Genomic DNA, 24,383 nt, shown 5'->3' on the forward strand with positions numbered 1-24,383 from the left:
GCGAGAGCATGTCGCACCGGGTCGGGCAAAGCGCGACCGTGCAGTTCGGTGTCGTACAAAGCGCTGAGCAAGTGACGGTGGGCTCGAAGGCCGCGCAAGGAGCCCTGCTCGGCGGAACGATCGGCGTGCTGGCGGGCAGAAGTGCAGGCGGCGCCATCGCTGGAGCGGCGGTAGGCGGTACGGCCGCAGCCGTCGCCGAAGGCGATCGCACAGCCACGCAATATACAGTGCGGATGCTGGACGGCAGCTCTACGCGCATCGTGAGCGATCAGCACCAGATCAAAGTCAACGACTGTGTCGCGATCGAACGAATCGGAAGCAGTGCGAACATTCGTCGCGAGACTGCGCAGTACTGCGACCCAGCCAGCACCGAGGCTGTCGCTCAGGTAAGCGATGCTGCCCAGGCCGAGGCCATGCAATGCGAAACCGCGAAACGGGACCTCGCGGCAGCGGAGAAACAGCAGTCGTTGGATCTCGCGATTCGCAAGGTCGAGCTGCTCTGCGACGGCTGAGCATGCTAACGCGTTTCGAGCTGCCCGCCTCCGAGCGCGATATACAACGAAACCAGATTGGAAACTTCGGCTCTCCGCACTTGTAACAGCGCCTGCTCCGCCGAAAACAGGTTGCGCTCGGCATCGAGGACTTCGAGATAACTGGCCACTCCTTCGTTGTAGCGCAAATGCGCCAGCTCCGCGAGTTGCCGCTGCGCGCGCGTCCCCCGCTCCTGGGAGCGGACTTGCTCGGCCAGGAATTTTCGACCCGCCAGCGCATCCGACACTTCCTGGAAACTGGTTTGAACGATGCGCTCGTAGTCGGCAATGGCAATGTTCTCACGCGCCCGGGCGATGGTCAGATTGCCGCGACGTGCGCCGAAGTCGAAGATCGGCAGGGAAATCGACGGCCCATAGGACCAGCTCCGTCGATCGTTGCCGACCAGTTCATTCAGCGCCGTCGACGCAAATCCGTAACTGCCGGTCAGAGTGATGGTAGGAAAGAACGCAGCCCGCGCCGCGCCGATGTTCGCACGCGCCGCGCGTAACCGCTCTTCGGCGCCGACGATATCGGGCCGGTTCGTCAACAGCTGCGAAGGCAGTCCGGCCGCCAATGTTTGCAAGTGCGCCTGCTGCGCCAAGGGCAACGGGTCGGGCAATGGTTGTTCGATCGCGCTGCCGACCAGGGTCGCGAGCAGGTTTTCGTTTTGTGCCTTGGTAAATTGCAATGACGCGAGATCGGTCTCAGCCTGGGTCAGCAGCGTTTCGGCCTGGCGAAAATCCAGCGCCGAGGTCACGCCCGCATCGAGGCGCTTGCGTGCGATACGCAAGCCTTCACGGCGAGAATTGACGGTCGCCACGGCCAGATCCAAACTTTCCTGCGCTTCGAGCAAAGCGAAGTACGTCGACGCCACGTCCCCGATCAACGACAGCTGAAAGGCTCGAGCAGCTGCCACCGTCGCGAGATATTGAGCCCGTGCGGCCTGCGAGAGATTACTCACGCGCCCCCAGAAATCGAGCTCGAATGAACTGATGCCCACGCCGACGAAATACTGATCGAAGGTACCGCTGACCCCAGTCGGGCCGAACTGCGCCAGCGGTGCGCTCTCCGCGCCGAGACCTGAGCGTGTGCCTTCCGCATTCAGCGCGAGCGTTGGCAGCCGCTGGGATCGTTGAATGCGATATTGGCCGCGGGCCTCCTCGATCTGTGCAACCGCAATCTCCAGGTTGCGGTTGTGCTTCAGCGCCGTCGCGATCAAGGCTTCCAACCGAGGGTCGGTAAAGAAGTCGCGCCAACCGAGTTCGGTGGCCCGAGCGCCCGCGGTTGGATCATCGGCATAGCTTTCTGGATAACGCGCAGCCGTCGGCAACTCGGGCAGCACGTGACGGGGCGCGAGCGAGCACGCATTGAGCAGCGCTCCCGCAAGGACCATGGTGGCAGCCGCGCTGGAAACTCTAGCCATCGGGCGACTCCAGCTCCTGCGTCGATGCGGCCGGCGGACGGCGCAAACCCCGCGTCAGCCAACGTCGCACGGACATATAAAGGAGCGGAATGAAGAACACGCCGAGCACGGTCGCCGCAACCATGCCGCCCATGACGCCCGTGCCCACTGCGATACGGCTGGCAGCGCCCGCACCCGTCGACAGCACCAGCGGCACCATGCCGAGAATGAAAGCGAGCGAGGTCATGATGATGGGCCGCAAGCGCAACTTGACCGCGCTCATCGTGGCATCGAAAGAATTCTTGCCTGCCGCCTCCTCTTCCAACGCGAACTCGACGATCAGAATGGCATTCTTCGCCGCCAGCCCGATGATGGCGATCAAGCCGACATTGAAATAAACATCCGCGGGCAGATCTCGCAGCATGGTAAAGAGCACGGCTCCCAATGCGCCGAGCGGCACGATCAACAGCACGGCGAGCGGCACTGTCCAGCTTTCATACAGCGCGGCGAGCAACAGAAACACGACGATCAGCGACAACCCCAACAGAGCGACGACCTGACCGCCAGCCTGCTGCTCCTCGAATGAAATGCCCGTCCACTCGAAGCCGAATCCTTCCGGCAGTTGCTCGGCGAGCCGCGCCATCTCATCCATGGCTTCGCCGCTGGAGCGGCCCGGTGCCGGCGAGCCTGAAATCGTCATGGACGGATAGCCGTTATAACGTTCCAGCTGCGGCGGACCGGCGGTCCATTCGGTCGTGGTGAATGCGCCGAACGGCACCATTTCTCCCTGCGTGTTGCGCACCCTCAAGTTGAGGACATCCGCCGGCGTCATTCGATACGGCGCATCGGCTTGCAACAGCACGCGCAGAATTCGTCCTTCGCGGCTGAAGTCGTTTGCATAGGCGCTGCCGAAGGAGATGGCGAGCGTCGCGTTCACGTCGGCAATCGACAGCCCCAGCGCTCGTGCTTTGACTCGATCGATGAGCACGCGCAGTTGCGGCGAGTCCGCCTGCCCCTCCGGGCGCACCGCCGAAAGTAGCGGGCTTTTCATGGCGGCACCCAGGATCTGATTGCGCGCGCTGACCAAGGCTGGCTGGCCGTGACCGGCGCGATCCTGCAGCTTGAACGTGAAGCCCGCGGCGACGCCCAGTGAAGGAATCGATGGCGGGTTGAGCGTGAAGATCATCGCTTGCTTGACTTGTGAGAGCGCCACGTTGGCCTTATCCACGAGAGTCAGCGCATTGTTCTGTTCGCCCGGACGCTCCGCCCACGGCGTCAATGTAACGAAGGACATGGCATTCGACTGGCCCTGACCGAAGAAGCTGAAGCCGCGGACAAAGACGATGCTGCTGGTTTGCGGCTGCGCTTGATAAAAGGCCATCACCTGTTTGATAGCTTCGTCGGTGCGATCGACGGTAGCGCCGGGCGGCGCTTGCACGACTGTGATGACCGCACCTTGATCTTCTGGCGGCAGAAAGCTGCCAGGCAGGCGCGTGAACAACAGCAGCGTGAGGCCGACGAGCAAGAGGAAGATGGCGAGATAGCGCATCGGCCTGCCGAGAATGCCACCCACGCGCGCTTGATAGCGATCGGTAACCCGGCCGAACCAGTCGTTGAACCCACCGAAGAACCGTGCGGACCACTTGCTGATGCGACTGGTCGCCTGCTCGGAGTCTGCCCTCTTGTGTAGCCGTTGCGGTTTCAGCATGGCCGCGCACAGCGCCGGAGTGAGCGTGAGTGCCAGCAGCGCCGAGAACGCGATCGACAACGTGAGCGTGAGCGAGAACTGACGATAGATGCCACCGGTCGAGCCCGGGAAAAAGGCCATTGGGATGAACACCGCGACCAGCACCAGCGTGATACCGATGATGGCGGAAGTGATTTGGGTCATCGCCTTGACCGTGGCCTCATAGGGCGGCAAGCCCTCCTCGGTCATGATGCGCTCGACGTTTTCGACCACCACGATGGCATCGTCGACCAGAATGCCGATCGCCAGCACCATGCCGAACAATGTCAGCACGTTGATGGAAAAGCCCAGAATCCACAGGCCCAGACAGGCACCGGCGAGCGCGATCGGCACCACGATGGTCGGAATGAGCGTCGCGCGCCAGTTCTGCAGGAACAGAAACATCACCAGAAACACCAGCACCATGGCCTCGACCAGGGTCTTGACGACCTCTTCGACCGAGATGCGGATGAAGGGCGTGGTGTCGAAAGGCACCACCCAAGTGATGTCCTCGGGGAAGTTGCGTTGCAGTTGTGCCAGCCGTGCCTTCACTCCTTCCGACGTGGCGAGTGCATTCGCGCCCGTGGTCAGCTGGATGCCCATGCCCGCGGCCGGCTTGCCATTCAACTCCAGATCGGAAAGATAGGTTTGCGCACCGAGTTCGACCCGCCCCACGTCGCCGAGTCGCACGGTCGAGCCGTCCGGATTGGCGCGCAGGATGATCGATGCGAACTGCTCCGGCGTGGTGAAACGATTCTGGGTGAGGATGGGCGCGTTCAACTCGGTGTGGTGCGCCAGCGGACGGTCGGCCAGCTGACCGCCCGGCGATTGCGTGTTCTGCTCCTGAACCGCCGCGAGCACCTCGGCCGCCGACAATCGATAGATCGTGAGCCGATCCGGGTCGAGCCAGACGCGCATTGCATACTCGGAGGAGAACGATCGGATGTCGCCGACGCCAGGCACCCGACGCAGTTCGTCGATCACGCGCGTGGCGGCGAAATTGCCGAGATCGAGCGAGCGCGTCGCCCCGCTCTTGGAGACGAGCGCAACGATCATCAGAAAGCTCGACGACGCCTCGTTCACCAATATGCCCTGGCGGCGCACGTCCTCCGGCAACCGCTGCTCGACCGCGCGCAGTCGGTTCTGAACATCCATCTGAGCGACGTCGATGTCGGTGCCCGATGTGAAGGTCAACGTGATCGTCGCCGCGCCATTCGATTGACTGGACGAAGACATGTACAAGAAGCCTTTGACACCGTTCAGCTCCTGCTCGATGACTTGAGTGACATTGGTCTCGAGCGTCGCGGCGTCGGCGCCGGGATACGTGGCGCTGATCGTCAAGGAGGGCGGCGCGATGGCGGGATATTGCTCGATCGGCAGCGACAGCAGCGCGAGCGAGCCGGCGAGCAGGATGCCGAGCGCGATCACCCAGGAGAAAATCGGGCGATCGATGAAGAATCGAGGCGACACGCGTCAATGCTCCGCCGGTTTGGCGGCGCCTGCGGCTGGCTGGTCCGCGCTGACGACGCGCACGTGCGCGCCTGGTTGGACTTTCTGAATACCGTCGACGACGATGCGATCGCCGTTCTTCAGGCCTTCGAGCACGACCCACCGGCCGCCGCGCTCCTCGCCAAGCTTCACCGGCCGAGCTGCGATCGTGTCGCCTTCGGCCACGATCAGAACCGACGCTCCGGTCGGGGTCAGCAGTACCGCGCGTTGCGGAATCCAGAATCCATGCGGCCGGAAGCCTGCTTCGATGCGGGCCCGCACGAATTGCCCAGGCAGCAGGATCTGCTCTGGATTGGGAAACTCGGCGCGCACCGCGGCGGTCCCGGTCGCCTGATCGATCGAGAGATCCAGAAAATCCAGATGACCGGCATGCGGATAGGTACTGCCGTCCTCGAGCAGCAGCGTAACCCCCACTTTGCCCAGCTCGGGGACCTTCAGCGTACCCGCGGCGATCTCCTGTCGTATGGCTAACAGATAAGCGCTCGACTGCGAAAAGTTCACATAGATCGGATCGAGCTGCTCGATGGTGGTCAGCAATGTCGCTGACGAGGCGCTGACCAACGCGCCTTCGGTGACCTGCGCGCGCCCCGCCTGCCCATCGATCGGTGCGGTGACGGCCGTATAACTCAAATTGAGTCTTGCGCTCTCGAGCTGCGCTTCGGTTTGCGCCACGTCCGCTTCAGCAGTACGCAGCCGCGCCATCGCAGCGTCGAACTCCTGCTGGCTGATCGCCTGCTCCTTGACCAGACCTTCGTAACGCTCCACGTCCTGCCGGGCGTTCGCCGCTGTCGCTTGATTCCGCGTCAGTGTGGCACTGACCGCGCTGACATTGGCTCGATACTCGCGGGGATCGATTTGAAACAACGTCTGGCCGGCTTTGACGTCGCTGCCTTCGCTATAGAGACGACGCTCGACGATGCCATCCACACGGGCACGTACCTGAGACGTGCGGATGGCCTGCACGCGGCCAGGAACTTCACTGATGTTTTCGATGGACTGCGCCTTGGCGGTGACCACTCGCACTTCAGGCGGTGGCGGCGACGGCGGCGCCTCGCCTCCGCAGGAACTCAGCAGAACCAGATAAAGGACGGCGCCAGCTCTGACCAATCGCAGCATCGTCGCGGCGCTAGCGTATCTGTGGAGGCAGCTCGAAGCTGTGATACGGAGGTGGCGAACTGATCGTCCACTCCAGACCTTGCGGATTGGCGCTGTCCCACACTTTGTCGGTGGCCTGGGCGCCGCCGCGAATCGTCTTGAAGATGATGTAAGCGAACAGCACCTGCGCAAGCCCAAAGCCGTAGGCGCCGATCGACGACACCACATTCCAATTGGCGAACTGCGTGCTGTAGTCGGGTATCCGGCGCGGCATGCCGGCGAGCCCGAGGAAGTGCTGCGGAAAGAACAATACGTTGACGAAGATCGCCGACATCCAGAAATGCCAGTGGGCGAGCCTGTCGTCGTACATGTGACCGGTCCACTTCGGCAACCAGTAGTAGACCGCCGCAATGATGGCGAACAGCGCCCCAGGCACCAGCACATAGTGGAAGTGCGCCACCACGAAGTAAGTGTCGTGATACTGATAATCCGCCGGCACGATGGCGACCATCAGTCCGGAGAAGCCGCCGATGCTGAACAGGAACAGGAATGCCAGCGAGAACAGCATCGGCACCTCGAAGCTGATCGAGCCCTTGAACAGGGTGGCGGTCCAATTGAAGATCTTCACGCCGGTCGGCACGGCGATCAGCATCGTCGTGAACATGAAGAAGGTCTGGCCCGCGAGCGGCATGCCGACCGCGAACATATGGTGGGCCCAGACGATGAACGACAGGAACGCGATGGAGGCGATCGCGTACACCATGGCGTCATAGCCGAACAGCGCTTTGCGCGCGAAGGTGGGAATGATCTCCGAGACGATGCCGAACGCCGGCAGGATCATGATGTAGACCTCCGGATGACCGAAGAACCAGAACAGATGCTGGTACATCACTGGGTCGCCGCCGCCGGCGGCAGCGAAAAAGGTCGTCCCGAAATAATGATCCGTGATGAGCATGGTCAGCGCGCCGGCCAGCACCGGCATGACCGCGATCAGCAGGTATGCAGTGATCAGCCAGCCCCAGGCGAACAGGGGCAGTTTCATCAGCCCGAGTCCCGGCGCGCGCAGGTTCATGATCGTGACGATCACGTTGATCGCGCCCATGATGGACGAGGCACCCATCATATGCAGCGCAAAGATCGTGATGGGAAAGGCGTCGGCCATCTGCAGCGACAGCGGTGGGTACAGGGTCCAGCCGGTGCCCATGGGACCGCCGGTGGCGAAGTACGTGCCCAGCAGCAGCAGAAAGGCGAACGGCAGGATCCAGAAACTGAAATTGTTCATCCGCGGCAGCGCCATGTCGGGTGCGCCGATCTGCAACGGCAGCATCCAGTTCGCCAGCCCGACGAATGCCGGCATGATCGCGCCGAAAATCATCGTGAGACCGTGCGCGGTCACCAGCCCATTGAAGAACTCCGGATCGAACAGCTGCATACCGGGCTGGAACAATTCGGTGCGGATCAGCAGCGCCTCAATCCCGCCGATCATGAACATCGTGAGACTGAACAACAGATACATCGTGCCGATGTCTTTGTGATTGGTGGCGAACAGCCAGCGTCGCCAGCCCTTTTCCGGTCCGTGCTCGTGTTGCTCCGCGTGCAGCCGCTCGCCCTCGCCGCTCGCAGGGATGCTGCTCATCGGATGACTCCTCGGCTTTGTTATTCACGGGCACGTCGCGCCGAGGCGACTTTGAACTCAATCGCCATGCGCGAACAAGGAGACGATGCCCGGCAGGTCGTCGGTGGTTCTCACATCGCGCACGTGCAGCAGCGCAGGAATGATCAGGAGGTCGAGAGCGAGTTCAGGCCGGTTGAATCCAGTACTTCGCGCCACTGGCTCGCAGCAACTGCTCGCACTGCCTCCCCTGCAGCATCGCGAGTGTCGTCAGCGTGCCCGCTTGGGTACACGTGTCGGCAGCGACTGTTATCGAATGAGGAGCATCGGGTACTGGCCACCCGGTGCGCGCGTCGATGATGTGTGAATAGCGGCGACCCTGGTGAACAACGAAGCGTCGCGAGTCGCCGCTGGTCGCCAGGCCGCCGCGCGTCAGATGCACGACATGCAAAGCCGCTCCGGAGCGCTCGGCTGCTTCGATGCCAACGCGCCACGGGCGCCCGTCTTTCCTTGGATTGCGTACTACGACGTCGCCGCCGAAGTTGATCAAGCAGCTCGACCCTGGCGCGATCTCCTCGACGCGCGCCGCCGTCAGGTCCACCGCATATTCCTTGCCGATACCCCCGAGGTCGATTTGCATGCCCGGCCGGAGCTGCAACACTGGCCTGCGCCACTGAACTCGATGCCACCCGACGCAAGTCATCACAGCATCGATTTCCGCCTGCGTGGGAACGACGCTGCCACCGTTGAACGTCCAAACAGTGCGCAGCACGCCCGAGGTGATGTCGAAACGCCCTTCCGACGTCCTGGTCAACGTCTCGGCGAAATCGATCAGCGCAGCCGACTCTTCGTCGAGCACGACCGCGCGGCCTGCGCTCGAGTTGATCATGTGTACGACGCCATCCGACCGATAGCGGCTGAACTTTCGCTCGATTCCTCGCGCGCAGGCGGCAGCGACTTCCACGATCTGACGAGCGAGCGCTTCGGGCGCCTCTTCGATGAGCACTTCACATGGCGAAGCCATCGCCGTGAAGCGGCCCGTCCAATGACCGGCTTCACGGTGCAGGGTGATGGGCGCGCTGGGCGAAATGGCGTCCGACATGACTGCGCGATCGCCCGCCCTACAACCCGAATCGGTAACCGAACTGGGCAATCACCGCTTTCAAGTCCGGATATTGCTCGCGCGCGAACTGATTGCCGATCAGCTGGTTCCGCGAGATCGTGCCGTTCTGCTGGTAATACTCCAGGCGAGCGCTCCACTCGTTGCCGCCCAGGGTTTGATAGCCGAACTTCATGCCGACGGTGACCGCATCGAACTCACCCAAGCGAAAGTCCGCTGACGCATATGTCGGCAAGGCCGCGCCCTGCACCAGGCTCGGATGATAGAAGTCCGCTTGCGACTGCATATAGTAGCGAAGCACCGGCTCCACGTAGCTGACGCTGCCCACCGGCCAGCGCAAACGTACTTCGCCGGTGTGCGAGTCGATGCCCCAATCGTCGGTCATGAACCGATATGAGCCATACAACACCGGCACGCCGAACGCATGTTTCATCTCGGCGTACAAGCTGTGCTTCACGCGCGAGTCCGGCCGGCTCTCGTAGCGATAGATACCACTGGGCCCTGGCCCCGCCGCCGCCGGAATGCGCAGGATCGTGTCGCCGGTAGTACCGTCCACGACGCTCAAGATCTTGTACGGATCATTCAAATAGCCGCTCGACTGACTATATGAATAGTTCACGCGCAGCACCGTATTGCGTGACAGGACCTGCGTCACGCCGAACAGCACATCGACAATATCCTTGCTGTCACTACTGCGCTTGTTGCTCGAGTTGCCCACGTCCTGCATCTGGGACAACGGCACGGGCGCGCCGCCGACCGGATCGACGTCGTCTTGCGACCAGGCCAGACCGGCACTGAGCGTCGTGTTGCGCTTGTTGAAGTCGCGCGCGAGCGAAAGATTTGCGCCGAGGTGCATGTAGTCGTACTCGGTGGAGAACCCGAGGCCCGCCGAAAACGTGTAAAGCCTCGCGAGCGGCTGGCTCCAACTCGCGTTGAGCGCAAACCGCGTGTCGTGAAAAGTATCGTCGAGCGGGGTCTTCCCTGCCGGCGTCGTGTAGACCGCTTTCCCAGACGGACTCGTAAAAGTCTGCGGCACATCGCTAGCAATCGCGCCGCTCGCCGAAGCGCCAGTGAGCGTATCCGCGGTCAGTGTGACATTTAGCGAGCGTTCGTCATCGAAGGCGCGTCGTGCACCGATCCTGGCGCTGACATCTTGCACCCGATCGTCGTTCTCGCCGTAGTACAGCAGCGCAGTATCGAACGACCAGCGCTCGGCTTCGTCTGCCATGACCGGTGCCGCGTTGGCGCCTAGCAGAGCACAAGTGGCCGCTGCGAGCGTGGCTCCGAGATTCTTATCGTCGCGCATGCGTGTCCTCTTTGCCGCTCGTCAGTTGCAACCGCAGCCACCACCGCCGAAACCGCGCCCGCCGCTGGAGGCCTCTTTGCTGAAATAGATATGATCGTCGATGGCCGCATCGATGGGGTTTGCATCCAAGGACATCTCGGGTCGCGCCAGCACGTCGCGCTGCCAGGGCTCTACGCCAACACTGGCGCAGCCGGGCAACGCCAGGCAGGCCGCCAGCAATCCAAATGCTTTCATGCGTCTCTCCCGTTCACTGATTCATTGCGCGTCAGCGAGCAAGCGCTGCAGCTCTGCCTCACGCTGCTCGCGCGCGCCTTTACGAAAACCAATATGCACGCCGGCCTGCTGACCATCGCGCCCGATGAGGTATGAGCTGGGCATGCCCGGAACCTGATAACGCGCCGCGAGTGCGCCGTCCGGGTCGTACACAATCTTGAATGCAGCTGGCGTCTGCGCGAGGAAGCGATCGGCTTCGGTCCGCTCGCGATCGACATTGACGCCGATCACGACCAGACCGCGGTCGCGATACTTGGCCTGCATCTCGTTGAGCCACGGAAAGGATTGCCGACACGGCGCGCACCAGGACGCCCAGAAATCGACGATGACGACTTTGCCCCGCAACTGGCTCAGGCCGAGCGGGTCATCGGCCGCCACCGCTGCCGGCGCCAGCCAGGCGAGCGCGACCAACAACATGATCTGACGGCATTTATCGCGCAGTGAAGCAACGCGGAATCGGTTCATAGCTCGCCAAGGCGGTGTCCCATTCGCCGTTGGACGCAGCGCCGCAGAAAATCAATCGCGGCCCGACAGCTTTTTCCCGAGGCGTCGTCGGGCCCCTTTATCCGAGTGGTTTCCATAAATGAATGCGGGGATATCCGTCGTGTACCGCGTACGCACCGGGCTGAGAATTCTCTGCCAACTTGCCGACTGATATTTGCGCCTTTGACCGTCTAACTCAGACGAGCAACTGCACCAGAGTCGTTTTCGCACGCGCTGGTGCTCACCGAGGGTGAGATGAGCAGCTTGATGACGCAGGAGATGCGCCTTCGCGCGACGCCGTTGGCAGCGTCGCAGCTGATTTATGTTTCACTGGCCCTCGCGCTGCTGACAGCGATCTGGTTCCTGCTGCCCGCCGGCCGTCCGTTGACCCATCCAGACGAGGGACGGTATGCGGAAATCCCGCGCGAGATGCTCGTGTCCGGCGATTGGGTGACACCGCGTCTGAACGACCTGCCCTACCTGGAAAAGCCGCCGCTGCAGTACTGGGCCACTGCACTCTCTTATAAGGTGTTCGGACCGAGTGAATGGAGTGCGCGTCTGTGCCTGACACTGTCGGCCTGGCTCAACGTCGTGCTGATATTTTTGCTCGGGCGGCGTCTATGGGATACAGGCACGGGCGCCATCGCAGCCGCACTGCTGGGATCGAGCCTGCTGTATTTCGTCATGGGGCAGTTGCTCACGCTGGACATGACGTTCACCTTCCTGCTCACCGCCATGCTGTGCTGCTTTTGCATGGCGCAGTTGAATCGAATATCCGCGCGCCGGGCCAGCGGCTGGTGGATGCTGCTGAGCTGGGCGATGCTCGGGCTGGCGGTCATGACCAAAGGCATCGTCGCGCTGCTCATCGCCGGCTCCGTGCTCTCTATTTATATGCTCTGGCAACGCGACTGGGATGCATGGCGTGCCTTGCGACTGCTACCCGGGCTCGCGATCGTGCTGATCATCACGGTGCCGTGGTTCGTGCTGGCCTCGCGAGCCAACCCCGATTTCCTGCAGTTCTTTTTTGTTCACGAGCATCTGCAGCGCTATCTCACGGACAACGCCGATCGGGTCGAGGCCTGGTGGTACTTCATCGCCATCTTCGCGGCCGGCACCTTGCCCTGGACATGGCAGATGTCGAGCGCGCTGCTTCGAGGATGGCGCACCACCGCGCCACGAGGGCAGTTCGATGTGTGCCGCCTGCTGTGGGTCTGGTGCATCTTTTTGATGGTGTTTTTCTCTGTCTCCGGCTCGAAGCTGCCGCCTTATATATTGCCTGTCCTGCCCGCGCTCGCGCTGCTGACGGCCGCCCGACAAACATCGACACCGATGCGCTCACTCGACCTTTCCGCCTGGATCTTGATCGCAAGCGCAGCAGCATTGATCGCTTTCACTTTGATTGCACCAAACGCCCTGGACAATCCGGTGGTGCGATCGACAGCTTATGAGGCGCGGCCAATGGCAGTCGCATATGCACTGACTGCAGCAGTCGCCGCGCTGTTCTATTATCGAGCCGCAAAAAAAGAGCAGCGGGTAGGGTCGTTCGTCAGTCTCGCGGTGGGATGGTTTCTGGGCCTGTCACTGTTGTTTGCAACAGTCGGTCGCGACGGCGAGCTGCGATCTGGAAAAGATCTGACTGCAAGTATTCCGACTGAGCTCGCCGCGCGTGCGCCGATGTTCACCGTGTTTACTTACGATCAGACGTTACCTTTTTATCTGCAGCGCACAATGATTCTTGTCGAGTATCGCGGCGAGCTCGACTATGGGTTGCAACATGAGCCTGAAAAAGGCCTGGGCATGGAAGAATTCCAACAGCGTTGGCGCGCAGCGCCAGAGGCGATCGCGATCATGCCGCATCTGACCTATGAGCAACTCACCAACGTGGGTCTGCCCATGCGAGTGTTGGGCACCGATCGGTATCGGGTCGCGGTGAGCCGTCGATGAACTTCATCACCTGGACGCTCGTGATCACTGGCGTGACGCTCAATGCTGCTGCGCAGCTCATGCTCAAGGCGGCCACCAGTGCCACCGGTCCGATTGCGCTCAGCTGGTCCGGCATGACTGCCGCGACGCCTCGAATGCTGATGCACGCCGGCTGGTGGGGCGGTCTGACCTGTTATGGGATCAGTGTTTTGATCTGGGTGCTCGCGCTGTCGCGAGCGCCGGTCAGCGTCATCTATCCGATGCTCTCGATGGGTTACATCGTCAACGCGATCGGCGCGATGCTGCTGTTCGGCGAAGTGTTGTCCATGACCAAGATGGTCGGCATCGCCATCATCATTGCCGGCGTGTGCATTCTTACGCGGAGCCCCGCATGACCTATCTGCCGTTTGCCCGTGTCAGCATCGACGAAGAAACCATCGCCGGTGTCTGCCAGGTGTTGCGCTCCGGATGGATCGCGACCGGGCCGTATGTTGCACGGTTCGAAGCCGCTTTGTCGGCTTACGTCGGAGGCCGTCCGGTCCGAGTCGTTACTTCCGCAACGGCGGCACTCGAGATTGCACTGCTGGCAGCAGGCATCGGTGCGGGCGATGAGGTCATCGTGCCGGCCATGAGCTTCGCAGCGAGCGCCAACGTCATTCTGCGAGTCGGCGCCAAGCCGGTCTTCGTCGATGTCGAGCTGGCCAGCCGCAATCTGGATCTCGCCCGCATCGAAGCTGCGATTACACCGCGCACTCGAGCCATCATGCCGGTGCATTTCGCCGGCCTGGCAGTGGACATGGATCGCTTGCTCGCGTTGGCACGCAGTCGGAATCTGCGCGTCATCGAGGATGCGGCGCATGCGATCGGCGCCAGCTGCCGCGGCCGCCGCATCGGCTCGTTCGGTGACATCGCGTGCTTCAGCTTCCATCCCAACAAGAACATGACCACGATCGAGGGCGGCGCCCTCGTGCTCGACCATCCCGATGAGATTCACTATGTGGAGCTGGCGCGCTTTCACGGCATCGAGCGCGACGCCGACAACAATGTCGATGTGATACAGGCTGGCGGCAAGTACAACCTGTCGGACGTTGCGGCGCGCGTTGGCTTGGGCCAGCTGCAGCAGCTCGACGCATTCTGCGAGCGACGCCGTGCCTTGGCCGGCATCTACTTCGACGAATTGAGCATCGATCCGCCCGGCGTGCTGCCGGCGCGCGGCGACGCCGGACATTGCTGGAACATTTTTACGTTGTTGCTGCCATTTGCCGAGCTGGGACTCACCAGAGTGCAGTTTCAGCACGAGATGGCAAAGCGCGGCATTGGCGTCGGCGTGCACTACCCCTCGATTCCCGGGCTGACGGCATACCGAAAGCTCGGCTATGACGATCGGCCGTTTCCCAACGCGGCACGCATCGGACGCGAGACCGTGACATTGCCGATGTTTCCACAGATGTCGGACGACGACGTGCGTCGGGTGTGCCGCGAGCTTCGCGCCGTTCTGACCAACCAGACATGAGCGTGCAACGTTTAATTACGCCGGTTCGCGCCCCCTATCTGAGCATCGTGATTCCGGTGTTCAATGAGGAGGACAGCCTGCCCGCATTGTTCGAGCAACTCTATCCGGCGCTCGATGCGCTGGGACGCTCGTACGAATGCATCTTTATCGACGACGGCAGCACCGACGCATCGGTCTCGCTGCTGCGCAAGATGTTTCAAGCTCGCCCCGATCACACCCGGCTGCTGATCCTGCGCGGCAACTTCGGTCAGCACGCCGCAATTCTCGCGGGATTCGAGCGAGCGCGCGGCGAGTTGATCGTGACGCTCGATGCGGACCTGCAGAATCCGCCCAGTGAGATCGCCCAGATCGTCGCGCAGTTCGATCAGGGCCATGACTATATTGGGACCGTGCGCCAGCATCGACAGGATGTCTGGTGGCGGCGAGCGGCGTCCAGTGCCATGAACTCACTTCGCGCACGCATTTCTGGCATCCGCATGACCGATCAGGGCTGCATGCTGCGCGGGTACTCGCGCGCCGTGGTCGATGCCATCAATCAATCTCGCGAGGTCAGCACGTTCGTGCCCGCACTCGGCAGCCTGTATGCACTGCGGCCGACCGAGATTCCAGTGCAACATCACGAGCGCAGCACGGGCGAGTCCAAGTATTCCCTGTATCGCCTGATTCGCCTCAACTTCGATCTGGTCACCGGCTTCTCGGTGGTGCCACTGCAGTTGTTTTCTCTGGGCGGGATCGTCATCGCGCTGCTCTCGGCGTGCTTCGTGTTGTTCCTGCTGGTGCGACGGATCGTGGTCGGTCCCGAGGCCGAAGGCATGTTCACCTTGTTCGCGCTGGTGTTCCTGTTGATCGGCATCGCTTTGTTCGGCATCGGGCTGCTCGGCGAATACATCGGACGCATCTATCTGCAGGTTCGTCACCGGCCGCGCTATCTCATCGACGCCGTCCTCGAAAGCGACATCCACCGGGAGGACCGATGACGACCGCGGTGGTGTTTGGCTATAGCGAAGTGGGCGAACGTTGCCTGCGCGTGCTGCTTCGTCACGGTGTCCAGGTCCAGCTGGTGTTTTCTCACGAAGACGATCCGTCCGAAGTCCGCTGGTACCGCAGCGTCGCCGAAATCGCCCGCTCGAACCATATAGGGGTGGTCACGCCCGCCGATCCGAACACCGGCGAGTGGATAAGCGCGGTCGCACAGCTGCGGCCCGATTTCATTTTCTCCTTCTACTATCGTCACATGCTGTGCAATGAGCTGCTCGGGCTCGCCAGCCGTGGCGCGCTGAACATGCATGGCTCGCTGCTACCGAAATACCGCGGTCGCGCGCCAGTGAACTGGGCCATCCTTCATGGCGAAACCGAAACGGGTGCGAGCCTGCATTACATGAGCAGCGCCCCCGATGCGGGCCCGCTGGTGGGTCAGGAACGCGTCCCCATCCGAATCGAAGATACGGCGCTCGACGTATCGCTTCAGGTCGCCGCTGCAGCCGAGCGGTTGCTCGATCGTCTGCTGCCGGACCTCATCGCGGGCCGCGCGCCGGCCATACCGTTGGATCTTTCGCAGGGTTCCTACTTTGGCCGCCGCCGTCCCGAGGATGGCCAGATCTCATGGCACTGGCCGGCGTTGCGCATTCACAATCTGATCCGCGCGGTTGCGCCGCCCTTCCCGGGCGCGTTTGGCGTAAGCGCCGGACGCACGTTTCGATTGCTCGGCAGCCGCTACCTTCGAGAGCCGGCCCGCTTTCCACAGCTCGCGCCGTGCCTGTACGCGAACGATCTGGCGCTCTATCTCGATTGCGTCGACGGCAGCCGTCTCACCTTGCCCACCGTGCAGCTGGATGGCAAGCCGCTGACTCCCAATTGCTTCGCCGCCAGCTGCGGCACCAATGTCCTTTCTCTTGGCACTCTGGAGGCGGTCTCATGCGACGTGTCCTGATCCTTGGCGTCAACGGCTTCATCGGGCATCACTTGAGCCGAGCATTGCTGGCGCGCACCGACAATCACGTGTACGGCATGGACCTCCAGGGGGACCGCGTCGACTCGTTGCTCGGCGACCCGCGCTTTCATTTCGTCGAGGGCGACATCACCATCAACCGCGAATGGGTCGAATACCATGTACGCAAGTGCGACGTGGTGCTGCCGCTGGTGGCAATCGCAACGCCGGCCGTTTACGTGCGTGAGCCGCTCAGGGTCTTCGAGCTCGACTTCGAGGCCAATCTGGAGATCATCCGGCACTGCGTGAAGTACGGCAAACGGGTGATCTTCCCCTCCACTTCCGAAGTGTATGGCATGTGTCCCGATGCCGAGTTCGACGCCTACTCCTCGACGCTCGTGCTCGGCCCGATCGACAAGTCGCGCTGGATCTACTCGTGCGCCAAGCAACTGCTCGATCGCATCATCTGGAGCTATGGCCTGCAAGGGCGCCTGGATTTCACGCTGATCCGGCCGTTCAACTGGATCGGCTCCGGCCTCGACAGCATCAGCACTCCCAAAGAGGGCAGCTCGCGCGTGCTCACTCAATTCCTGGGCAATATCGTGCGCGGCGAGAACATCAAGCTGGTCGACGGCGGCACGCAGATGCGCTCGTTCACCTACATCGACGACGCCGTCGATTGTCTGCTACGGATCATCCACAATCCCGGCGGCATCGCTTCCGGCAAGATCTATAACATCGGCAATCCCGCCAACAACTACTCCATCCGCGCGCTTGCCGAGATGATGCTCAAAGTCGCGCGTGCACGGCCGGAGTACAGCGAGTCGGCTCGACAAGTGTCTATTGTCGAGGTCTCCTCCAACAACTACTACGGCGACGGTTATCAGGATATCCGCACGCGGGTGCCGCGCATCGACAACACTTGCAAAGACCTGAAGTGGCAACCCAAGACTGACATGCCCACGGCGCTGCAGGCGATCTTCGATGCATACGCGCAAGATCTGCAGCGGGCGCGCGAGCTCACGCCGACGGAAACGCTCCCCACGATTGGCGAGCACGACGCGGCCGCATAGTTCCTGCTCGACCATGTCCCAGCGAGTGGCGCTGAAGATCGATGTAGATACGTTGCGGGGCACTCGCGAGGGCGTTCCCCGCCTGTTGCGACTTCTCACCCGTCACCGGGTCGATGCCACTTTTCTGTTCAGTCTCGGACCGGATCACACCGGTCGAGCGCTGAAAAGAATCTTTCGCCCCGGGTTCTTCGGCAAAGTCGTGCGCACGTCCGTCACCCGGCACTACGGCTGGAAAACACTGTGCTATGGAACGCTGCTGCCCGGCCCGGACATCGGCCGCCGCGAGCAGGCGACGATGCGAGCCGTCAGGGATGCGGGCTTCGAGGTCGGCGTGCATTGCTACGATCACGTGCTCTGGCAGGATCACGTGCGACACCGCGATCCTGCCTGGACGCGTCGTCAAATGGGCCTCGCGGTCGAGGCCTTCGAGCGCGTGTTTCACGACCGGCCCCGAGTGCACGGCGCGGCGGGCTGGCAGTTGAACGAGTTCGTGCCTGCCATCGAGGCTGAGCTGGGCTTTGAGTATGCGAGCGATACACGCGGTCGCGATCCCTTTCTGCCGGTCATGGGCTCCGCACGTAGCAACTGCCCTCAGCTACCGACGACGTTACCGACATTCGATGAGCTCATCGGCGTCGACGGCTGCACAGAGGAAAACGTCGCGGATGCAATGTTCCGATCCAGCATCGCGCCCGCACCGGCGGACCATGTCTTTACGATGCACGCGGAGCTGGAGGGAATGCGATTGTTATCGGCGTTCGATAGCCTGCTACAGCGCTGGCTCGAACACGGCATGCAACCGTGCGCGCTGCGAGAGATCCACCGGCACCTGTCGAGCTTGCCGCCTGCCCATGAGATCCTTTTCGGGCAGGTCAAGGGGCGCTCCGGCGAGCTCGCCTGCCAGGGACCGGCGGCCAACGCCGACACCTTCGGTGAGCGACTCAGAACCGCGCCTTCGTTTCGATGACCAACTGCACCTTGTCGATGGCAGGATCGCCATCCAGCGGTATCGCCAGATCGACGTGAATGACGTTGCCGAGACCGGAGCGCGTACTGGCCAATCGTAAACCGACGCCAATGTCCTTCAACAACCCGAGGCTCGGTGTATTCACAGGGGTATCGCCCCAGGTTCTGCCAACGTCGATGAACGCCGCACCGCCGATTCGAAACAAGCGGAACGGATACCAATTCGTGAAATAGCGTTGCTCGACTGTGGCCAGCGCGCGGGCCGTGCCGCCCTGATAACGCAGCGGATAGCCACGCAAGCCATTGTCGCCGCCGAGCAGCACCTGCTGATCCAGATCCAGGTTGCTACCGATCGTGGCCTGCACCGACGCAAAGAACAACCGCCGTGAGGACTGCTGTACGTAGTAGCGAGCGGAGGCATCGAACAGCGCATTCTCCAATCCGCCAGACTCGAGCCGCCCGCCAAACGAGCCAGATAGCAGCAGCGTCGTCTTGTTGGATGGAGCCATGCCACGAGCAACCGCGGTACCGAATATCAGAGCCTTGCGGTCCGCGCCGAAGGCGGTATCGGACCAGCCCAGCAGCGCACTCCAGCGGGTGCCAAGATGAAAGTCCTCGGTGCGCCCGATCTGATCGTGATTGATGTATTTGCCATAGTCGTCCTGGACCATCTCGTACGAAATCCAGGGATAGACGAGCTTGCGATTCTCGGGCACGAGCGCGCCGCTCCAGCCTGGCGCAGCTTCGAACTGGCGATCGTCGAAGATCCAGCCGACCCGCCAGCGCCGTGCCCACCCGTTTTGCAGCCCACCCGACCAGCCCCAGGATGCGCCCGCCCCGCGTTGCTGCATCCGAAACGCATCGACGATCTTGCCGCGATCGTAGAGTGAATCGATGCGCTCATCCTCGCCTGCCGCCACGCCTGCGGCCCAGCGAGTGTCGAGCGCATAGAACGGCCGATCGAGGGCAAAGCCGTGGGCCGAGCCATCGCTGTTGTTGGCATAGCGCGCTCGCAACGATACCCAGGTGCCGGCGATGTGCGGATCCTGGTATTCGATCTCGTTCGTATCGCGATCAACGCTCGACTTATGGGACAGCGACAGCGCCGTGCCAGTGCCGAGGAGATTGCGCTCCTCGATCTCGAATCCGTAGGAGTTCGCGCCGCCGCGCCGTCCGAAGGAAATGCCGGGGTTGAGCGTCCAGACATCGCGCGTCGTCACTGCAATGTCGACCCGACCGTCGCGCCAGGCGATCGGCCGCACCGAGGCATCGTATAAATAACGGGCCGAGCGCAGAATGCGCTCCGTCTCCTGGAGCAGGCGTTCCGAGTACCGATCGCCGGAACGAAACAACAGCTGCTGTCGAATGACGCGCTCCTGCGTCTTTATGTGTATCGCGTTGGCCGCCCGGTACAGCGCCTTGTTTTCGCGCGGATCGCTCAGGTCGAAAATATTCTGGGCTTCGATATAGATGTCACCGACGATCGCTCCGGCGCGCTCCAGCTCGGGGCCGGTGGGCAGCGAGCTGGCAGGCGGCTCGGCTGCCTCGGCTGCCGCAGCAGCGAGGCTCAGCAGCCCAATTATTATTAGCATCGCCAGCTGCATGACAGTTGAACTCGCACCTCACTGCGGCACCCCCTTGCTACGCACCGCCGACAACAAACAATAGTTCACCGAAACTTCGACATCAGCTCCCTCATTTCACTATGTTCCTGATGCGGCCACGCACGTAAACGAAACCGTCGGCATCGATCTCGCCGGCGTCACCGGTGCGCACTTCAGAGCTTTGTTGCATGGGACCGCCGAGGTATCCGGTCATTGTCGCGCCACTGACGCAGATCTCTGCGTTCGCATCGATGCGAACCTTTGCGTGGGGCAAGGGCCGCCCCACACTCTCCAGCTTGTCGTGGCCCGGCGTGTTGAGACACACCAACGAGGCGCACTCACTCAAGCCGTAACCTTGAAATACCGGCAGACCGCCTTGTCGTGCCTGCTGCAACGACTGCGTGGACACTGCTCCGCCAGCCACGATGATGAACTTCAAGGAGGTCGGCGCGCGCCAGCCACCACGAACGGCGTCGACCAGGACACTGAGTAGTTCAGGCGCCAGAATCATGCTCTCGGGTGACGTTGCGTCGAGGGTCTGCAATAACAATGGAGGATTGAGGCCCGCGTAGCTCACCCCCATCGTGTGGCAGGGCCGCACCACCACTTTGGCGCCCATCGTCAGCGATACATAAACGCCGGCAATGTTTTCTATGAGCGTTGCGAGCGGCAGCAGGCACAGATGCGATTGCACGCCCAAGCCCGCGGTCACCGCGGTCAGCGAATCGGTCACAGCCTGGATGGCACGATGCCCCAGGCACACACCCTTGGGCGCTCCGGTGCTGCCGGATGTGTAGCTCACCTTGCTGATGTGCTCGGTCGATGGGCCGGTCCGCAATCCGCCTCGTCGTAGCAGGGCCAACCCAGTGCGATGCGAGCTGGCGACGTAGGTGAACGCTGGATGATCGAGTAGGAATCGCTCAGCTGCATCGGTGAGCACCCACTCGATGCCGGCCTCCTCGAGCACGTGCGCCACCTGCTCGCGAGTAAAGGACGGAGGCAAGGGAATATTCACGGCCTCGCATGCCATCAGCGCGAGGTCGCTCAGAATCCAACGCGCGCTGTTCTCAGCGAGCAAAGCGCAGCGGCGCACTCGCATCGACTGGAGCCAACGCCGCTCCGCTGCTACGGACCGCTGCACGTCAGCGTAACTGAGCCGCAGCGTGCCATCGTCGATGGCTGGCAGCGCACCACTGATCACGTTCAGCGTGTCGAGCACCCTGTTCGACATGCTCACTCCCTCGTTGCCAGTACCTGATTGCCAAGTAAGACGCTGGCCGCGGGCTCAAGCAATCGGGAGTCAGGGATGACGAAGGATTGATGTGGCCGGCGTCGGAGAGGGCCTACGCAGCTGTCAATCAGGCCTCCGGCTGCTCTCGTACCATCAACACTGGGATCGGCGAGTGGCGCAAGACGCGCTCGGCATCGCTGCCCATGACCAGTCGCTTCAGCCCACGGCGGCCGTGGGTGCCGAGCACGATCAAGTCCGCGTGCCAGTCGCCAGCTTGCGCAACGATCTCTTTCCAGGCGTGCGCGCCGATCTTCTCGATCAGCTTTTGCTCGAACGACACCCCTGCGTCATACGCCAGCATCGCGGCATGTTCGAGAATCTTCAAACCCGAGCTGCGTATTTCCTCCGCTAGTGCCTGGTAATAGGCAGTCGAGGCAACCTCGGTGTCCAGGATCAGCGTATTCAAAACATGCACGAGCAGCAGGCGCGCGCCGGTCGTTTTCGCCAAACGGATGGCCTCCTCCAGCCCGCGCAGAGACGCTGCGCTGCCATCGACCGCCACCAGGATTTTTTTATACACGGTGCTCACCTCAGGCCGGCACGCCATCGAGAATTCTGCGAATGTGCGCCGACAACTCTTCGGCATCCACCGGCTTGTGGAACACACGACAGGCGCTCATCGAAGCGCATCGCGGTGACACCTTCATCGTGTCCCCACTGAGCACCACCGCCGGGATCTCCAGTTGCCACAGCTCGCGCAGCTCCTCGATCAGCTCCGCGCCGTTGAGCGTTGCATTGAGCTGGAAATCGCTGACGATCACGTCGGGAGACTGTTCCCATTGCTGGATTACGCGTAGCGCCTCCTCCGGCGAGGCCGCTGCCCTCACTTCATGGCCATCCATCTGCAGAAACAATGCAGTCGCATCGCGCACTGCGGCCTCGTCATCCACCAGCAGGATGCGTCCCATGCGAGAGAGGCTCGGTACGATCGGCACCACCGTGCGGGCTGGCTGCAAGCTATAAACCGCTGCGACGAGTTTCAGCGTGAATGAGCTGCCTGCCCCGGGCTTCGAGCTCACGCCAATTGGAATATCCAGCAGCTTCGTCAACCTGCTGACGATCGACAGTCCCAGCCCGAAGCCTTCGCGCGCCTCGCCATTGCCCTGGCGCACCTGATGGAATTCCTCGAAGATGCGGTCGAGCTGATCCTCCGGAATGCCGCGGCCGGTATCCGAGCACTCCAGTACGACCGCATCCCCCTCACGCCGTGCTCGCAGCGAAATCTGGCCTCGATCGGTGTAGCGGATCGCATTGGCGAGCAGGTTCTGAATGATCTCCCGCAACAGTGCCGGATCGGTGCGCACCCCTTCCTGCGTCGGCAGGATCTGCAGTTGCAGCTGTTTCGCCCGTGCCTGCGGCAGGAACTCCGTCTCCAGCGAAGCCAGCAGAACGCCCAGCGGCACGATCTCCACATGCGGCTGGATGACGCCCGATTCGATCATGCTGATGTTGAGGAGCCGGTTGATCAGCATGGACATCGCATCGAGCGAATCCTTCTGAGCGGCAACGATCGCACGCACCGGCGCGCTCAACTGTTGCCCGCCCAACGCCGCGTTCAACAAAGCCAGCGAGTGCAATGGCTGGCGCAGATCGTGACTGGCCGCCGAAAGAAATCGAGTCTTGCTCGCCGTCGCCTCGGCGAGCGTTGCATTGGTTTCATCGAGCTGCCGCACCGCCTGAGCACGGGCGGTCATTTCCCGCTGCACTCGCAACAGCATCATCAACAGCAACAGCACGGCAGCCGTGGACAACGCCACGATCAGATGGAAGTTTCGTTGCAGGCTGGCCTGTTCCTGCTGCTTGCGCCCGGCCAGCAACTGCGCTTCCTGCGCCGACATGGTTTCGAGATCGTCGAAAACCTCTCGCATGGTGACGATACCGGCGCCGCGCTGAATATCGGCAATGGCGGCATCGATGCCGACGGTCTGACGCAGGTCCAGTCCATGGTTGAGCTGTGCGCGGCGCTGAGCAACCAGTTGCAGCAGCGTTCGCAGCCGCCCGCTCTGTTGATCGTTGTCGGCAATCAGGCGTTCCAGATCCTGCAGCTGACCGTCCAGACCTGCGACCCCGGCCTGGTAGGGCTCCAGATAGGCGTCCTGACCCGTCAACAGGTAGCCGCGCTGCCCGGTTTCCATTTTGAGCAGCGACTGGCTGACTGCGGCCAGCGCCAGACGCACGTCCTCGGAATGATCGGACAGGTCCGAGGTATCACGCATCTCATGCAGACTCAGCTGCGCCATCCAAAGAACCACCGCAAGCAACAGCGCGCTGGCGATGACGCTGGCAGCGTTCTTCCTGCCGAAACCCGTGAGTGAGGCGTAGCCCGCGCGCATGCAATCACCTTTCCAGGCGTTGCGAACAGCGTAGCAATGCGCCGAAAGAATCCACTAAGGAGACCCGCCTAGTGCCTCTCGGGAACGCGCGGACTGCTCCACGATGCACGTATACGAGCCAAACGGAGCATTTGATAGCTTGCGGCGGGATGTATGATTTGCGGCAGGAGCTGCGTGCATGAGACCGGTCGATGTAGCGATTCGCTCGACCCCGCCGTCGCCGCGGGAGGACAAGCCGATGACGATTGACCAGCAGTTGCTCGCCGAGCTGGTCGAGCTCGCGCCCGACGCCATGTTGATCGTCGACGCGTCGGGGGAAATTCTTTACGCCAATCAGCGGGTGTCCGATCTGTTCGGCTATCGGCGCGAGGCCATTGTCAGACGCAGTGTCGACGTGCTGCTACCGGAGCGATTGCAGGCGCGCCACGCGCATCATCGTCGTCATTTTGCGGAGGATCCGCGCGCGCGCCCGATGGGCGCCGGCCTCGATCTGCTGGGCCGTCGTTCGGATGGCAGTGAGTTTCCGCTGGAGATCAGCTTGAGTCCGCTGCGAGATGGCTGGGCGGCAGCCGCGATCCGCAATGTCACCGATCGCAAACGCGTGGAGCAGGAGCTCATCGAGGCTCGTGAAGAGGCCGATCGCGCCAATCTCAGCAAGAGTCGTTTTCTGGCCACGGCGAGCCACGATTTTTGCGT

Annotated in this window: 21 protein-coding genes; 9 read left to right on the plus strand and 12 right to left on the minus strand. The window is 62.2% G+C overall.

The window, feature by feature from the left end; all coding sequences use genetic code 11:
* Positions 1 to 8: 8 nt before the first annotated feature.
* Positions 9 to 512, plus strand: a complete 504-nt coding sequence (locus D0550_RS20200; RefSeq protein WP_116810997.1) for a hypothetical protein — start codon at positions 9 to 11, stop codon at positions 510 to 512.
* 5 nt (positions 513 to 517) lie between these two features.
* Here the strand turns inward: D0550_RS20200 and D0550_RS20205 are convergent, their stop codons facing one another.
* The 8 genes from D0550_RS20205 to D0550_RS20240 form a co-directional block, all read right to left on the minus strand.
* Positions 518 to 1,954, minus strand: coding sequence for an efflux transporter outer membrane subunit (locus D0550_RS20205; protein WP_116810998.1), 1,437 nt, complete (start codon positions 1,952 to 1,954; stop codon positions 518 to 520).
* Positions 1,947 to 5,129 (minus strand): efflux RND transporter permease subunit, encoded by a 3,183-nt coding sequence (locus D0550_RS20210; RefSeq protein ID WP_116810999.1) that lies wholly within the window; start codon positions 5,127 to 5,129, stop codon positions 1,947 to 1,949. Before D0550_RS20210 ends, D0550_RS20205 begins: the two co-directional genes overlap by 8 nt.
* 3 nt (positions 5,130 to 5,132) lie before the next feature.
* Entirely contained in the window at positions 5,133 to 6,284 is a 1,152-nt protein-coding gene (locus D0550_RS20215) for an efflux RND transporter periplasmic adaptor subunit (protein WP_116811000.1), read from the minus strand.
* Positions 6,285 to 6,294: 10 nt separating this feature from the next.
* Positions 6,295 to 7,899, minus strand: coding sequence for a cytochrome c oxidase subunit I (gene ctaD / locus D0550_RS20220; RefSeq protein ID WP_116811001.1), 1,605 nt, complete (start codon positions 7,897 to 7,899; stop codon positions 6,295 to 6,297).
* A gap of 163 nt (positions 7,900 to 8,062) precedes the next feature.
* Complete coding sequence (locus D0550_RS20225; protein WP_116811002.1) at positions 8,063 to 8,977, minus strand: FAD:protein FMN transferase; 915 nt, start codon at positions 8,975 to 8,977, stop codon at positions 8,063 to 8,065.
* Between the two features lie 19 nt (positions 8,978 to 8,996).
* Positions 8,997 to 10,301: a DUF3570 domain-containing protein gene (locus D0550_RS20230; protein WP_116811003.1), complete on the minus strand. Its 1,305-nt coding sequence runs from the start codon at positions 10,299 to 10,301 to the stop codon at positions 8,997 to 8,999.
* A 21-nt stretch (positions 10,302 to 10,322) separates the two neighbouring features.
* On the minus strand, positions 10,323 to 10,535 hold the full coding sequence (locus D0550_RS20235; RefSeq protein WP_116811004.1) for a DUF4266 domain-containing protein: 213 nt from the start codon (positions 10,533 to 10,535) through the stop codon (positions 10,323 to 10,325).
* A gap of 21 nt (positions 10,536 to 10,556) precedes the next feature.
* Positions 10,557 to 11,039: a TlpA disulfide reductase family protein gene (locus tag D0550_RS20240; protein ID WP_116811005.1), complete on the minus strand. Its 483-nt coding sequence runs from the start codon at positions 11,037 to 11,039 to the stop codon at positions 10,557 to 10,559.
* Positions 11,040 to 11,312: 273 nt separating this feature from the next.
* On the opposite strand from D0550_RS20240, the gene D0550_RS20245 reads away from it, so the two are divergent.
* The 7 genes from D0550_RS20245 to D0550_RS20275 are packed head-to-tail and all read left to right on the plus strand — an operon-like array spanning position 11,313 to position 18,460.
* A complete protein-coding gene (locus D0550_RS20245; protein WP_116811006.1) occupies positions 11,313 to 13,001 on the plus strand; it encodes a glycosyltransferase family 39 protein in 1,689 nt (562 codons plus the stop codon).
* Positions 12,998 to 13,375 carry a DMT family transporter gene (locus D0550_RS20250; protein ID WP_116811007.1) on the plus strand — a complete coding sequence of 126 codons (378 nt, stop codon included), beginning with the start codon at positions 12,998 to 13,000 and terminating at the stop codon, positions 13,373 to 13,375. Before D0550_RS20245 ends, D0550_RS20250 begins: the two co-directional genes overlap by 4 nt.
* A complete protein-coding gene (locus tag D0550_RS20255) occupies positions 13,372 to 14,493 on the plus strand; it encodes a DegT/DnrJ/EryC1/StrS family aminotransferase (RefSeq protein ID WP_116811008.1) in 1,122 nt (373 codons plus the stop codon). Before D0550_RS20250 ends, D0550_RS20255 begins: the two co-directional genes overlap by 4 nt.
* The gene (locus D0550_RS20260) at positions 14,490 to 15,470 is read left to right on the plus strand and encodes a glycosyltransferase (RefSeq protein WP_116811009.1); all 981 of its coding nucleotides are present in this window, start codon (positions 14,490 to 14,492) and stop codon (positions 15,468 to 15,470) included. The genes D0550_RS20255 and D0550_RS20260 overlap by 4 nt, the downstream gene beginning before the upstream one ends.
* On the plus strand, positions 15,467 to 16,423 hold the full coding sequence (locus D0550_RS20265) for a formyltransferase (protein WP_116811010.1): 957 nt from the start codon (positions 15,467 to 15,469) through the stop codon (positions 16,421 to 16,423). Before D0550_RS20260 ends, D0550_RS20265 begins: the two co-directional genes overlap by 4 nt.
* Positions 16,408 to 17,493, plus strand: a complete 1,086-nt coding sequence (locus tag D0550_RS20270; RefSeq protein ID WP_116811011.1) for a bifunctional UDP-4-keto-pentose/UDP-xylose synthase — start codon at positions 16,408 to 16,410, stop codon at positions 17,491 to 17,493. Before D0550_RS20265 ends, D0550_RS20270 begins: the two co-directional genes overlap by 16 nt.
* A 13-nt stretch (positions 17,494 to 17,506) precedes the next feature.
* Positions 17,507 to 18,460 (plus strand): polysaccharide deacetylase family protein, encoded by a 954-nt coding sequence (locus tag D0550_RS20275; protein ID WP_116811012.1) that lies wholly within the window; start codon positions 17,507 to 17,509, stop codon positions 18,458 to 18,460.
* Here D0550_RS20275 and D0550_RS20280 read toward each other — a convergent pair.
* The 4 genes from D0550_RS20280 to D0550_RS20295 form a co-directional block, all read right to left on the minus strand.
* The gene (locus D0550_RS20280) at positions 18,435 to 20,063 is read right to left on the minus strand and encodes a BamA/TamA family outer membrane protein (RefSeq protein ID WP_116811013.1); all 1,629 of its coding nucleotides are present in this window, start codon (positions 20,061 to 20,063) and stop codon (positions 18,435 to 18,437) included. The genes D0550_RS20275 and D0550_RS20280 overlap by 26 nt on opposite strands.
* A gap of 91 nt (positions 20,064 to 20,154) precedes the next feature.
* On the minus strand, positions 20,155 to 21,294 hold the full coding sequence (locus D0550_RS20285) for an AMP-binding protein (RefSeq protein ID WP_116811014.1): 1,140 nt from the start codon (positions 21,292 to 21,294) through the stop codon (positions 20,155 to 20,157).
* A 127-nt stretch (positions 21,295 to 21,421) separates the two neighbouring features.
* Complete coding sequence (locus D0550_RS20290; RefSeq protein WP_116811017.1) at positions 21,422 to 21,874, minus strand: universal stress protein; 453 nt, start codon at positions 21,872 to 21,874, stop codon at positions 21,422 to 21,424.
* A 10-nt stretch (positions 21,875 to 21,884) separates the two neighbouring features.
* Positions 21,885 to 23,687: a CHASE3 domain-containing protein gene (locus tag D0550_RS20295; protein ID WP_116811015.1), complete on the minus strand. Its 1,803-nt coding sequence runs from the start codon at positions 23,685 to 23,687 to the stop codon at positions 21,885 to 21,887.
* 178 nt (positions 23,688 to 23,865) lie between these two features.
* Here D0550_RS20295 and D0550_RS20300 point away from each other — a divergent pair.
* A partial coding sequence (locus tag D0550_RS20300; RefSeq protein ID WP_116811016.1) for a PAS domain S-box protein occupies positions 23,866 to 24,383 on the plus strand: 518 nt, incomplete at its 3' end.

Source organism: Steroidobacter cummioxidans (assembly GCF_003104955.1).